This window comes from Acinetobacter yuyunsongii (assembly GCF_041021915.1).
Taxonomy (GTDB): domain Bacteria; phylum Pseudomonadota; class Gammaproteobacteria; order Pseudomonadales; family Moraxellaceae; genus Acinetobacter.
This window is the reverse complement of record NZ_CP157435.1, coordinates 2,874,667-2,886,958: the sequence shown is the minus strand read 5'-3', so window position 1 is coordinate 2,886,958 and position 12,292 is coordinate 2,874,667. Positions and strand designations below refer to the sequence as shown.

The 12,292-nt window shown below is 40.2% G+C and carries 13 protein-coding genes and 3 pseudogenes; 7 read left to right on the top strand and 9 right to left on the bottom strand.

The genetic code is table 11. The features are described 5' to 3' along the window. Nucleotides 1–15: 15 nt before the first annotated feature. From ABLB98_RS13850 to ABLB98_RS13825, 6 genes are all read right to left on the bottom strand, one after another. Nucleotides 16–570 carry a DNA-3-methyladenine glycosylase I gene (locus tag ABLB98_RS13850; RefSeq protein WP_087547590.1) on the bottom strand — a complete coding sequence of 185 codons (555 nt, stop codon included), beginning with the start codon at nt 568–570 and terminating at the stop codon, nt 16–18. Nucleotides 571–602: 32 nt separating this feature from the next. Further along, nucleotides 603–851 (bottom strand): hypothetical protein, encoded by a 249-nt coding sequence (locus ABLB98_RS13845; RefSeq protein WP_087543497.1) that lies wholly within the window; start codon nt 849–851, stop codon nt 603–605. A 9-nt stretch (nt 852–860) separates the two neighbouring features. Further along, the gene (locus ABLB98_RS13840) at nt 861–1,397 is read right to left on the bottom strand and encodes a M23 family metallopeptidase (protein ID WP_348882631.1); all 537 of its coding nucleotides are present in this window, start codon (nt 1,395–1,397) and stop codon (nt 861–863) included. A gap of 31 nt (nt 1,398–1,428) precedes the next feature. Continuing rightward, the gene (gene mutY / locus ABLB98_RS13835; RefSeq protein ID WP_348882630.1) at nt 1,429–2,475 is read right to left on the bottom strand and encodes an A/G-specific adenine glycosylase; all 1,047 of its coding nucleotides are present in this window, start codon (nt 2,473–2,475) and stop codon (nt 1,429–1,431) included. 151 nt (nt 2,476–2,626) lie between these two features. Beyond that, nucleotides 2,627–3,364 carry a dienelactone hydrolase family protein gene (locus ABLB98_RS13830; RefSeq protein ID WP_348882629.1) on the bottom strand — a complete coding sequence of 246 codons (738 nt, stop codon included), beginning with the start codon at nt 3,362–3,364 and terminating at the stop codon, nt 2,627–2,629. A gap of 169 nt (nt 3,365–3,533) precedes the next feature. Further along, nucleotides 3,534–3,692 (bottom strand): DUF1328 domain-containing protein, encoded by a 159-nt coding sequence (locus ABLB98_RS13825; protein WP_004878181.1) that lies wholly within the window; start codon nt 3,690–3,692, stop codon nt 3,534–3,536. A gap of 189 nt (nt 3,693–3,881) precedes the next feature. Here ABLB98_RS13825 and ABLB98_RS13820 point away from each other — a divergent pair, with 189 nt between their 5' ends. The 6 genes and pseudogenes from ABLB98_RS13820 to ABLB98_RS13795 form a co-directional block, all read left to right on the top strand. Beyond that, complete coding sequence (locus tag ABLB98_RS13820) at nt 3,882–4,334, top strand: YcgN family cysteine cluster protein (protein ID WP_034602613.1); 453 nt, start codon at nt 3,882–3,884, stop codon at nt 4,332–4,334. Between the two features lie 130 nt (nt 4,335–4,464). After that, nucleotides 4,465–5,508 (top strand): annotated as a pseudogene (gene ampC / locus ABLB98_RS13815) (class C beta-lactamase). 82 nt (nt 5,509–5,590) lie between these two features. Beyond that, nucleotides 5,591–6,865, top strand: a complete 1,275-nt coding sequence (locus tag ABLB98_RS13810; protein ID WP_348882636.1) for a replication-associated recombination protein A — start codon at nt 5,591–5,593, stop codon at nt 6,863–6,865. Nucleotides 6,866–6,946: 81 nt separating this feature from the next. After that, nucleotides 6,947–7,351, top strand: a pseudogene (locus tag ABLB98_RS13805) (EamA family transporter); the annotation flags it as partial. Nucleotides 7,352–7,476: 125 nt separating this feature from the next. Next, on the top strand, nt 7,477–8,595 hold the full coding sequence (locus ABLB98_RS13800; protein ID WP_249570447.1) for an acyltransferase: 1,119 nt from the start codon (nt 7,477–7,479) through the stop codon (nt 8,593–8,595). A 23-nt stretch (nt 8,596–8,618) separates the two neighbouring features. After that, nucleotides 8,619–8,983, top strand: a pseudogene (locus ABLB98_RS13795) (amidohydrolase family protein); the annotation flags it as partial. Nucleotides 8,984–9,080: 97 nt separating this feature from the next. Here ABLB98_RS13795 and purC read toward each other — a convergent pair. Genes purC through dapA form a run of 3 tightly spaced genes read right to left on the bottom strand, consistent with a single transcriptional unit; the run spans nt 9,081 to nt 11,348 of the window. Beyond that, nucleotides 9,081–9,800: a phosphoribosylaminoimidazolesuccinocarboxamide synthase gene (gene purC / locus ABLB98_RS13790; protein ID WP_004659747.1), complete on the bottom strand. Its 720-nt coding sequence runs from the start codon at nt 9,798–9,800 to the stop codon at nt 9,081–9,083. Between the two features lie 36 nt (nt 9,801–9,836). Next, nucleotides 9,837–10,439 carry a hypothetical protein gene (locus ABLB98_RS13785; protein ID WP_034602567.1) on the bottom strand — a complete coding sequence of 201 codons (603 nt, stop codon included), beginning with the start codon at nt 10,437–10,439 and terminating at the stop codon, nt 9,837–9,839. A 15-nt stretch (nt 10,440–10,454) separates the two neighbouring features. Continuing rightward, entirely contained in the window at nt 10,455–11,348 is an 894-nt protein-coding gene (gene dapA / locus ABLB98_RS13780) for a 4-hydroxy-tetrahydrodipicolinate synthase (protein WP_050041203.1), read from the bottom strand. 290 nt (nt 11,349–11,638) lie between these two features. Between dapA and pncA the strand changes: the two genes are divergently transcribed. After that, on the top strand, nt 11,639–12,271 hold the full coding sequence (gene pncA / locus ABLB98_RS13775; RefSeq protein ID WP_348882628.1) for a bifunctional nicotinamidase/pyrazinamidase: 633 nt from the start codon (nt 11,639–11,641) through the stop codon (nt 12,269–12,271). Nucleotides 12,272–12,292: the final 21 nt, after the last annotated feature.

Sequence of the window (12,292 nt, the reverse complement as noted above, 5' to 3'; positions counted from 1 at the left end):
GAAAATGAATTCGTATTATTTAAAATGACAGTGATTTTCGTGATCGTTGACCATTCCTACCGCTTGCATAAACGCATAACACGTTGTGGGACCAACAAATTTAAAACCACGTTTTTTCAGTGTTTTTGAAAGTTTTTGACTGATTTCGGTTTGTGCAGGTGCATCACGATAATGAATGACATCGTTATTTGGAGTCTGATGGTCAACAAAGGCCCATAGCCAATCAGATACATCACCAACTTCATTTTTGAGTTGCTGCCATGCAATTGCATTGTCTCGAATCGCTTTAAGTTTACCTAGATGACGAATTAATCCTGCATCACTCAGTTTGTCTTCGAGTTGATCATCAGTAAACTCTGCAATCTTAGTAATTGGATAGTGAAAGAAGTGTGAACGGTAATTCTCGCGCTTTTTTAGTACCGTAATCCATGATAATCCAGCTTGTTGACCTTCAAGACAAAGCATCTCAAATAATCGATTTTCATCTTGTTCTACTTTGCCCCATTCTTCATCGTGGTAGCTAATATAGAGTGGATCATTGGAGCACCAGCCACAGCGTTGAATCGTCATATTTGATGCTTCCTATTGTTATTCATATAAAATCATGAAAGTGTGAATGTCACCCATTCATTTGGGCGAGTATCCCAATAATACAGTTCAGCTGTATTTAAATCAGTAAATTTAAGCCAAAAGTCTTTACCAGATTTATCTGCAAATCCTGTGCTAATCAGCAGAGCATCTTCGGTAATCTCCATAATCCAGCCTTGATAGCTTGTACCATTGATGATGATTTTTTGCTGATTTCCAGACTCTGCAAATTTAACCAGTCGTTCAATCAATGCTTCTGACATTCTATGTTCCTAACGTAAATATGAGTATGGATTGACTGCTCCACGCCCTTTGCCATTTAAATAAATACCATAATGTAAATGTGGGGCAGTCGCACGAGCATTGCCTGTATTGCCCACATAACCAATGAGGTCGCCCTTATGAACATAGTCTCCCACATTAAGACCACGTTTATGACCATCTAAATGGGCATAGTAGTGCCAAGAACCAGATGGTCCTAGAATCCAAATGATTTTGCCACCTAAATTATTATTACGTAAATCAGCGACCAACCCTTCGGTAGCACTATACACTTTCGTCCCACGCTCCGCCATGATATCAATCCCTTCGTGGTTACGTCCTTGGCTACGTGCAGCTCCCCAAGTATCTCGTAATTCACTTCGATTGACACCTTTGACTGGAACGGGCAAACGGCTGTCTAAACGCAGATTTTTAAGTTTATTAATTTGAGTGGCTGGTAGGGGCGTAGGCTTACTAGGCGTTGTCGTACATGCAGAAATGAGAATAGCCAATAGGCTAATAACAATAAAGGGAATCGAAAGATGCACACAAACTCCTTGTGATTTCGATTTACAGCAGTTAAGTAGAGGAGGTCTTTTGTTTTGCTGTAATCAATTTTTTCATGGCGGTTGGAATGCCTTTGGCAATCGCAGCTTCTGGACTTAGCCATACTCCATTTAATTCGATACTGAGCTGTTCTTTTTGATCATGTTCCACGTGGAACAGTTGTTCATGCAGTATCCATGTAAAGTGGGTAAAACTATGACTAATCTGTAGTGATGATACTTGAGCTTGGAGCTTAAATTGCTGTTCAATCTGTTGTAATTCGGTTGCCTGTTCAATGATAGGCAGACAATACAAACCTCCCCATAGACCGTGGGCTTCACGTTGTTGCCAAAGCCACTCATGACCTGATTGAATTAGGAGCACATTCGCCGTTTTAACAGGGACAGGTTTTTTTGCTTTTTTAAACGGGAGTTCTTGTTCTAAACCTTGTTGATAGGCCTGACAGTGTTGTTGCATTGGGCAGTATAGACACAAAGGCTTTTTCGGTGTGCAGACTGTAGCACCCAAATCCATGATTGCTTGGGTGTAATCATGATTACGTTCTTTAGGGCACAGCTGTTCCGCAATTTGCCATAAAGCGCGCTCATGCTGTGGCTTAGATAAATCATCTTCAATCGCAAAAAAACGTGCTAAAACCCGTTTCACATTGCCATCCATAATGACGCCATATTGTCGTAAGCCAAGAGACATTAATGCACCAGCAGTTGAACGACCAATGCCTGGTAATTCAATCCACTGTTCTAATGTTTCAGGAAACTTTCCTTTCTGCTTTACGATTACAGCGGCTTTGTGCAGATTGCGTGCACGGGCATAGTAGCCCAAACCAGCCCAATAAGGGGCAACCTCATCCCAACTGGCCTGACCAAGATCGTCTACGGTTGGAAACCTTTCGATAAAGCGATCAAAATATTGCAGAACAGTTTTAACTTGAGTCTGTTGTAGCATGATTTCTGACACCCACACTTTGTAGGGATCATCAGCGACTTGCCATGGTAAATCGTGGCGGCCATGTTGGTCGAACCACGTGAGTAGTGCATCAGAAAATGAGAAATCAGACATGAATCAGAACAATCAAAAGCAGAGGCTTAGTATAATGAAAATATAATCGTGGACTTATTTAAATGATAAAAACATTTGTTCGTGTGTAGGAGACATAAATGCCACCTACACAGAATGAAGTCTTTGCGAAAGTTTATGCCAATATTTTGAATCAGTTTAAATGTTTATCTAGTAATTCATACATTGCTTCTAATCCTTGATGTTCAGCTTCGGCGTTATAGCCTAAGTCAACATTATTTGCTTTAGCTCGCTCATCTGCGAGGGGATTACTAAAGCCATGTTTGGCATCTTCAAAAATAATCACTTCATGATCGACTTCTGCATCGTGCATTTCCTGACGGAAGCTTGCGACATCATCTAAAGAAACCATGGTGTCGATCTCACCGTGTAATACAAGAATTTCAGCCTGAATCTTTCCTTTTTGTGCAGGTGCTTTCGGGCTTAAATTCGCGTGGAAGGTCACCACAGCTTTCAAATCGGCACCAGATCGCGCCAAATCCAGAACAACTTTACCACCATAACAAAAACCAATTGCTGCCAATTTTTCAGTATTGACCTCTGGTTGTGCTTTTAAAGCATCTAAGCCTGCTTGAGCACGCTCAACCACGGTGTCTACATGATCAAATGTTTGCATCATCCATGCAGATGCTTGAGGAACATCAGAGGTAACTTTTTTGTCTCCATACATATCAATTGCGAGAGCGGCAAAGCCGTGTTCTGCAAGTTCACGCGCACGTTGCTCGGTATATTCGGTACGTCCCCACCATTCTGGAGCAACAATAACTCCTGCAACTGGTACATCTCGGATAGGTGTCGCAAAATAGCCAATAAGGCGTTGACCATCTGGGGCGGTATATTCAATTTCACGCGTTGTAATTGGAAAGCTCATTTTTTAATCCTGATCTATATTTTCAATGCTTTGATTAAAGCATAAAAAAGCAAAAAATTGATGATGCTAGCGGAAAGACAAATTTTTATTCGGCTGAAATGATGATAATAAAAAAAGAAGAATACGGCGATTCTTCTTTTTTCTTTCTGAATTTTTATTTCTGTTTAAACTAAACTTTACCGCGTGATAAGAAACCCACTACAGCAAGAATAGCCGCGACCACTAATAAAATGACGGCAAAGTCTTTGGATAAACCAGCAACACCACCAAAACCTAATAAACTGGCGATTAATGCAATCACTGCAAAGATAATAGCCCAACGGAACATATTACTTACTCCTAAATTTATCGTTATGAGATTACTATAGCGTGTATTTTTCGCACCAAATGTGGTGTTTCTGTGGTTGAAATGTTCAATAACTTAAGTATTGTTAATCGCTTAAGTCGCTTGGAAAACAGCTTGATTGAGAATAAATGCTATAATCAACACAAATTTTTAAAGCCTAAAACATTTGCCATGTCTACCGAATTGCGCGCTAACTTTTGGAAACTATATCCACTTGATCAGTTGAATAATACTGAGTGGGAGGCATTGTGTGATGGTTGCGGTTTGTGTTGTTTGGTTAAGCTTGAAGATGAAGAAACGGCAGAAGTCGCATATACCAAAGTTGCATGTAAATTATTAGATTGTAAAACGGCACGTTGTTCTGATTATCCGAATCGTCAACAGCATGTTGCAGATTGTATTCAATTGACACCTGAACGATTGCAAACAATTACATGGTTACCTCCTAGTTGTGCTTATCGTCGTTTGAATGAAGGTAAAAATTTACCGTCATGGCATTATTTAAATACGGGCTCACGTCAGAGTGTGATTAAAGCGAAGAAATCAGCAGCCGGCCGCTGTATTTCAGAACAAGATATAAATGAAGATGATATAGAAGATTATGTCGTACGTTGGGTACGTTAGATCTTGATATATATTTCTTATAACTGTGTTTTTTATCAATAAAAAACAATACTTTTGCAGTATTTTATTTATACATTCCCATATGATTAACACTGAGAGGTCGATGTGGTTTGAGAGCCTCTTTGTTTGAATGAAATGGGTTTGGGAAATAGACATGATCGCATCAAGAATGCTTTTTTTACTTGCAGGGCTTTTATCCTGTAATTCTTCGATTTGGGCAAAACCGCTCAGTGAGCAGCAAGTTAGGGAAATTGTAGATCAATAATTTAAACCATTATTAGATCAATATAAGATTCCTGGATTAGCGGTCGGTGTCACATTCGATGGTAAGCATTATTTTATCAATTATGGCTTGGCATCAAAATCAAACCAACAACCCGTAAGTAACCATACTTTATTTGAACTTGGCTCAGTCAGTAAGACCTTTAATGCAACTTTGGCAGGTTATGCACAGGCGCAAGGGCAGTTATTATTGTCGGATCATCCCGCCAAGTATTTCCCAGAATTAAAAAATACCGCAGTGAATAAAGCTACGATTTTAAATTTAGGTACATATACTGCAGGTGGCTTTCCGCTGCAATTTCCAGATGAAGTTGTTAGTCAGCAGGACATGCTTCAATATTTTCAAAGATGGCAGCCAAAGACCAACGTTGGTACGGCACGACAATATTCAAATCCAAGCATTGGTTTGATGGGGTATATCACGGCATTAGGATTGAAAAGACCCTATTCTGAATTGTTAGAAAAAACACTTTTTCCACAATTGGGATTGAGTCAGAGTTTTGTGCAAGTATTTGAGCAGCAGATGCCACAATATGCGTGGGGTTATAAAAATGACCAACCCATTCGCGTTTCTGCTGGGATGTTGGATGCTGAAGCTTACGGAGTGAAAAGTAGTAGTTCTGATATGCTGAAATTTTTAGATATTCAACTTCATCCACAAAAGCTAAAACAACCCTTAAGAGCAGCGGTTGAAACAACGCATGTGGGATATTTTCAAGTTGGTGCGATGACCCAAGGGCTAGGCTGGGAGCAATATGCCTATGCTGCATTTATCCCACAGCAGAAAATTGGGATTGTGATGCTCGCTAACACTAATTTTCCGAATGAAGCTCGAATTACTGCAAGCTACCATGTCATGCAGCAGTTACTTCAAAAGAATACCGCGCAATAGAATGTCGCGTTGTTGCAGATTCAAATTGTAGATTTGGATCAGACGCAATAGACTAGGATAAAACAGTATAAAGTCCGTGATGATGTCAGATACGCATATTCCTTTACCTGAACGCTTACGCCCTCGTGATTTGTCAGAAATCATCGGCCAAGATCATTTGCTCGGTGAGCATGCACCGTTACGCCAAATGATTGATCAGGGGCATTTGCCTTCGATTATCTTTTGGGGGCCGCCAGGGGTGGGTAAGACTACAATTGCTTTGTTATTGGCACAGGCAGTTGATCGTCCTTTTATTAGTTTATCTGCATTAAATACGGGCGTAAAAGAGCTGCGCGAAGTGATTGCGGAAAGCGGCGATTTACTGACATCAGTAGTGTTTATTGATGAGATCCACCGCTTTAATAAGTCGCAGCAAGATGCCTTACTGAATGCAGTTGAAAAAGGCAAAATCACTTTGATTGGTGCAACCACAGAGAATCCATCTTTTGAAGTGAATAGTGCACTGCTTTCTCGTTGTCAGGTTTATACCTTAAATAGTTTGGATGCTGATGCGATTCAAACCCTGATCAATAAAGCCATTCAAAGTGATAAGTTTTTGAAAGAGCGTTTTATTCAGATTGAAGAATATGATGCGCTGATTCAATTTGCTGCGGGTGATGCACGTAAAGCGCTTAATTTGATTGATTTAATTGCCAGTACTTTTGAGCCTGATATTGAAAATATCGTGACCAATGCAATTGTGGTTAAAGTCGCACAGCAGAATATTGCACGTTATGACAAATCAGGTGAGCAGCATTATGATTTGGTTTCGGCATTTATCAAATCGATTCGTGGTAGCGATGCGGATGCGACCCTATATTGGATGGCACGCATGCTCAAAGGTGGTGAAGACCCTGTTTTTATTGCACGTCGAATGTTGATTGCAGCATCGGAAGATATTGGCAACTCGAATCCGAATGCCTTGTTGTTGGCAGGTGAGTGTTTCCGTTCAGTACAAGCGGTCGGTATGCCTGAAGCACGAATTATCTTAGGTCAATGTGCTGTATATCTCGCAACCAGCCCGAAAAGTAATAGTACCTATCTCGCCATTAACCGAGCTTTGGAGCTTGCCGAAAAAACTGCGAATTTACCTGTGCCGTTGCATCTACGTAATGCGCCAACCAAATTGATGAAGCAACAAGGTTATGGCGTGGATTATCTCTATCCGCATCATTACCCTGAGCATTTTGTTTTACAGGAATATTTGCCGCCTGAGTTGCGGGGTACGAAGTTGTATGAGCGTGCCTTAAATAAACGTGAAGTTGAAGCCGAACGTTTGCAGCAACGCCGTTGGCAGCAGGAACAACAGCAGCAATAAAGATCTGTTTAAACAGATGAGTTGTATTTTCACATTTCACCTAGTCAAGTTCCCAAAAGTGTAAATGGGAATTTGGCTGCGGTTTTATATTCGATTTATTTCAACATGAACTCAAAAAAAGCCACATTCATTGGATTGCTTGCGATCTTCCTTTGGAGCTTGATTGTTGCATTGATCAAGGATGTCAGTTCGCATTTTGGTGCAGTCGGTGGCGGCGCATTTGATTTTGATTGGTCATCTTCCACGTCCTTACTTTTTGCCGCTGCCGCTATGGGCTTTGGTTATGCTGCATGGAATGTCGGGATTTTGCATGGCAATGTCACGTTGTTGGCAGGTGCTTCGTATTTCATTCTTGTATTCTCAGCTTTTTTCTCGGCAATTTTACTCAGTACGCCACTGACGATTTCTTTTTGGTATGGTGCTTTTATGGTGTGTATTGGGTCGATCTTATGTTGGTTTTCGACTCGAGTGAAATCATCAACTTAGTTTAAGTGTATAGCGGAATTATTATTTAAGTGCGTTATAGTCACTATATTTTTGTAAGAGGCTACTAGACACTTCATATAAAAGATCGCATTATCGCGGCATATCACGGATGATAAAGCTCTGCCATGATCACAAACAAAATCAATGCTGCGGAAAGTATCCGAGGCTTAGCCTGCCTTGCAGTTGTATTGTCACACCTATCGCTGACTTTCTTTCCCCAAATGCATCATTTTGATTTAAGTGTCGTACCTCAATATCCCTTTTTTGATCAACTTTATCATTCCCCATTTGCATTCTTCTATTCAGGTACAGGCGCAGTTTTTGTCTTTTTTGTTTTAAGCGGTTATGTCCTGAGTTTATCGAGTTTAAAAAAGAAAAATTCAGCTGAAAAACTAAAAAAATCATTAATTAAGCGTTATCCACGTTTGGCTATTCCCGCGTTTATCTCTTGTATTATTGCCTACCTCGTCTGTTTCCTTCCTGTCGATGTTACGCATGTTTCTGAATGGGGGGCTGCTTTGGCAAATCCTCATCCAAAATTAAGTATAGCTTTGTATGAGGGCAGTATCGGAGCATTTTTATTTGGGGACTCAAGCTATAACTGGGTGTTGTGGACGATGCAGATTGAGCTGCTCGGTTCATTGGTAATTTATTTCGCCAGTTATTTTTATAGCAAACGACCGATGCTTGCAGGTCTGTTCTTGCTGTTGAGTATTGCGACAGCCTATACGATTTCACAAACTGTATTACTCGGTATCCTGAGTTTTATTTTAGGTCTGGGTTTACTTCTATATGCATCAGAATTAGCCACAGGCCTATCTGTGTTGCTATTCACGCTGGGGCTATATTTCTGTGGTGCGCATAACGAGAGTTTGAGTTATCGGATTTTTGCTCAATTTTTAGGTGAGCAAACCTACGATTATCTGAATTTTATTGGCGGTTTTTGTATCGTGTATGCGGTATTAAAAGGCAAATGGTTAGCACAATTTTTTGATTCACCATTTTTAGTTTTCTTAGGCAACATCTCATTTTCTATTTATTTAATTCATCTTGCTGTGATTTATGCTTTAGCAATTCCTTGTTTTAATCTATTTCATATTCAATTGGGTTTTTCGTATTGGGTAGCGGGTCTGTGGGCGAGTTTGTTTACAGTGATGATAAGTATTGTTTTAGCTACTCCCTATAGTCGCTATGTGGATGATATTGCAATTAAAGTCTCTAGTAGGCTTACAAAGATATTTTAATTTCACAGTATTCATTTCGTCCTCAAACGATTCGTGACGATCAACTGGATCAACTGAAAGCCTTGGATATTATTCCATCTTTCTTCTCATTGCATACGTTCTATTGGGGGATTGGCATCGTCAACAAACCTTAGGTGAGGCGAGAGCAGCACGCATTTCACCAACGGCAAGTGCTTTGAAGCAACAGCTTATTTTTACAGAGCATCATGATGCACCTGTTGTGCCGCCGAATAGTTTGATGATGTTAGATGCAACTGTAAATCGAGTGACACGCAGTAATTATGTATTAGGTGCAGATGAGTGCGTGAGTCCCTATATGGCTTTAAAATCGATGACGGATTGGGCAGCTGATCAATATTTTGAAGATGAACATAAGGGCACGATAACTTAAGGGAATCTGATTTATCAGAAACTGGGAAATTAGATAAACCAATAAAAAACCAGCCTAATCAGGCTGGTTTTTATTAAGAACGGCAGCTTAAGGCTTAGATATTATCTAAGTTAATGCCTAAACGTGCAGCAACTTCTTCATAAGCCTCAACCACACCACCTAAACCTTGGCGGAAACGGTCTTTGTCTAATTTTTTCTTGGTGTCTTTATCCCATAAACGGCAACCGTCTGGAGAGAATTCATCACCCAATACGATACGATCGTGGAATACACCGAATTCAAGTTTGAAATCAACAAGAATCATATTACCTGCATCGAATAATGCTTTCAGTACATCATTCACTTGGTAAGTCAGTTCTTTCATTTTTTCAAGTTGAGGTGCTGTTGCCCAACCTAAAGCAATTGCTTGAGATTCATTGACCATTGGGTCGCCAAGCGCATCATCTTTGAAGAACAATTCAAATGTTGGTGGTGTTAACTCTTTACCTTCTTCAACACCTAAACGGCGGCATAATGAACCTGCTGCGTAGTTACGAATAACACATTCAACAGGGATCATTTGTAATTTCTTCACAAGCACTTCTGTTGGAGAAAGTAACTTTTCAAAATGAGTTTCGATACCCGCTTCAGCCAACTTTTCCATGATGAAGGCATTAAAACGGTTGTTCACCTTGCCTTTACGATCTAGTTGCTCGATTTTTTCGCCATTGAATGCTGATGCATCATCACGAAAGACTAAAATCAGGTGATCAGCATTATCTGTTTCATATACAGATTTTGCTTTACCAGTATAGAGCAAGGTTTGTTTTAACATGGGGGAACCTTTTGAAAAAGTATGCCTAGTAAACGACTAGGCTGGCCAATTTTGGTAAATCTGGGTTAACACTTCAGCTGCAACGGCAGGGTCTGCAAATGTTGTATCAAGTTTGAATAGCGCAACTGTATTGCTTGAGCCTACAGCCGATAATTTAAGTAGGTAATTTTGATCACCTACTTTAATCGTTGCTTCATAGCCATTTTCTGCTTGTGAAATAACTTTGTAGTTGAGGCTGCTCAAGGTTGCAAAAGTATATTGCCATGCACTTGCTGTCGGGCCATCAACTTTGAGTAATGGGTTTTTATTCCCATCAGTGACAAGCTGTGGACGACCCACTGTTGAAGCGGTTGCTGAAGTATTATCGGCTGAATTTTGCATCGCTTTTGGACGAGGCAATGCATAGCGGTTGCCACTTTCATTTTCAAGCTTTGGTGCATGCTCAATTGCAAGTGGATCAACCGTAGGCGCTGGATACAATGGCGTAAATGGTCTTGCCGTTATGCCCTCAGGAAATTTGAGTGGTTCAAGTGCTTGTGCTTTTTTATAATCTAAAGAATGATTATTGAGGGCAAAACGACCACAACCAGCCAAACTTAAAGCTGAAATGACTAGGACAACACCAAGACGTAATTGCATCATAAATTGCTCGTATTAAATAATTCCCGCAGCTTTTAAATCTGTGCGGAGCGGTTCACGATATTGTTGTGCTAGAGCGGTTAATGGTAGGCGAATACCTGTACCAATTGAGCCCATCTCATGCAATGCCCATTTCACAGGAATTGGGTTTGATTCGCAAAACAAAATATTGTGTAGATTTGCAATTTGTTGATTCAAGCTTTGTGCTTTTGCTTTATCTCCAGCTAACGCAGCTTCACAAATTTCGCTCATTTGCTTTGGTGCAACATTGGCTGTTACAGAGATATTACCTTTTGCACCCAGTAAAATCAGTTCCCAAGCAGTTTCATCATCACCTGAATAAACAGCGATTTTATTATTTAAACCTTCGATGAGGGCTTGACCACGTGGTACATCGCCTGTTGCATCTTTAATACCAACAATGTTTTTAACATCAGCAAGACGAATAACGGTTTCGTTTTGCATATCGACACCAGTACGACCTGGTACATTATAAAGAATTTGTGGAATATCAACGGCTTCAGCAATTGCTTTGTAGTGTTGATATAGGCCTTCTTGTGTTGGTTTATTATAATATGGCGTAACCAGTAAGGCCGCATCAGCACCTAATTCTTTTGCAGCTTTAGTCAATTCAATCGCTTCACGCGTTGAATTTGCACCTGTGCCTGCGATAATTGGAATACGTTTGTTGGCTACACGAATCACTTCTTTGATGACTTGTGTGTGTTCTTCCATGCTTAATGTAGACGCTTCGCCCGTCGTGCCGACCGCAACAATACTATGTGTACCTTGTTGGATATGCCACTCAACGAGCTTCTCAAGACTCTTCCAATCTACGCTGCCATCTTCAAACATAGGGGTGACGATTGCGACAATTGAGCCTTGAATATTCTGTGCTAGCTGAGTCATTTTAAAAAACTATCCTATTTTCCCATCCGAGATTGAATTAGTTGAAACGAAATATTGGATGGTTGCAGTATTTTGATTGGTCATCCAACAATTCCATCGGGTTGAATGACAATTACGCAAATTATGACTGATCGGAGGCATAAGAACAATATGCTTTAGTCAAACTGTGGAAAACTTTAATTCATCTTTATCTTGAATCGTTTTCATCTTTTATAAAAGTGAAAACATGAGTAGCCAGAACATAATCAGCAGGGTATTGTAAAAATACAAGCTTAAAACTGGAGCATGCTATGCAGACACAAACTCATCATGTCGCATTAATTGTTGTTGATGTCCAAAATGGATTTACTCCTGGGGGGAATTTGGCCGTTGCAAAAGCAGATCAAATTATTCCGATTATTAATCAACTTGCAAAAAAGTTTGAGCATATCGTGCTGACACAGGACTGGCATCCTGAGCAACATATTTCTTTTGCAGATAATCACGACAATAAAGTACCGTTTGAAACCATTGAATTGCCGTATGGTACCCAAGTGTTATGGCCGAAACATTGTGTTCAAGGCACTCACGATGCGGAATTTCATCCTGATCTGGATGTTCCAACTGCACAACTGATAATTCGTAAAGGCTTTCATGCCGATATTGATAGTTATTCTGCTTTTATGGAAGCAGATCGTAAAACTCCAACAGGTTTAAAGGGTTATTTAACAGAACATCAAATTGATACAGTATATATCGTAGGGATTGCCACAGACTTTTGCGTGGCGTGGACCGCCTTAGATGCTGCACAGATGGGCTTTAAAACTTATGTCATTGAAGATGCCTGTAAAGCGATTGATTTGGATGGTTCACTACAAAGCGCATGGCAAAGAATGTTAGAGCAAGGGATTGAGCGTATTCAATCGACTACAATTTTGTCATAAGCTTGAGCCGCTTGATCCAAA

Coding starts and splice junctions, on each gene's coding strand:
- ABLB98_RS13850 (WP_087547590.1), bottom strand. CDS start 570: ATGACGATTCAACGCTGTGGCTGGTGCTCCAATGATCCACTCTATATT.
- ABLB98_RS13845 (WP_087543497.1), bottom strand. CDS start 851: ATGTCAGAAGCATTGATTGAACGACTGGTTAAATTTGCAGAGTCTGGA.
- mutY (WP_348882630.1), bottom strand. CDS start 2,475: ATGTCTGATTTCTCATTTTCTGATGCACTACTCACGTGGTTCGACCAA.
- ABLB98_RS13830 (WP_348882629.1), bottom strand. CDS start 3,364: ATGAGCTTTCCAATTACAACGCGTGAAATTGAATATACCGCCCCAGAT.
- ABLB98_RS13825 (WP_004878181.1), bottom strand. CDS start 3,692: ATGTTCCGTTGGGCTATTATCTTTGCAGTGATTGCATTAATCGCCAGT.
- ABLB98_RS13820 (WP_034602613.1), top strand. CDS start 3,882: ATGTCTACCGAATTGCGCGCTAACTTTTGGAAACTATATCCACTTGAT.
- ABLB98_RS13810 (WP_348882636.1), top strand. CDS start 5,591: ATGTCAGATACGCATATTCCTTTACCTGAACGCTTACGCCCTCGTGAT.
- ABLB98_RS13800 (WP_249570447.1), top strand. CDS start 7,477: ATGATCACAAACAAAATCAATGCTGCGGAAAGTATCCGAGGCTTAGCC.
- purC (WP_004659747.1), bottom strand. CDS start 9,800: ATGTTAAAACAAACCTTGCTCTATACTGGTAAAGCAAAATCTGTATAT.
- ABLB98_RS13785 (WP_034602567.1), bottom strand. CDS start 10,439: ATGCAATTACGTCTTGGTGTTGTCCTAGTCATTTCAGCTTTAAGTTTG.
- dapA (WP_050041203.1), bottom strand. CDS start 11,348: ATGACTCAGCTAGCACAGAATATTCAAGGCTCAATTGTCGCAATCGTC.
- pncA (WP_348882628.1), top strand. CDS start 11,639: ATGCAGACACAAACTCATCATGTCGCATTAATTGTTGTTGATGTCCAA.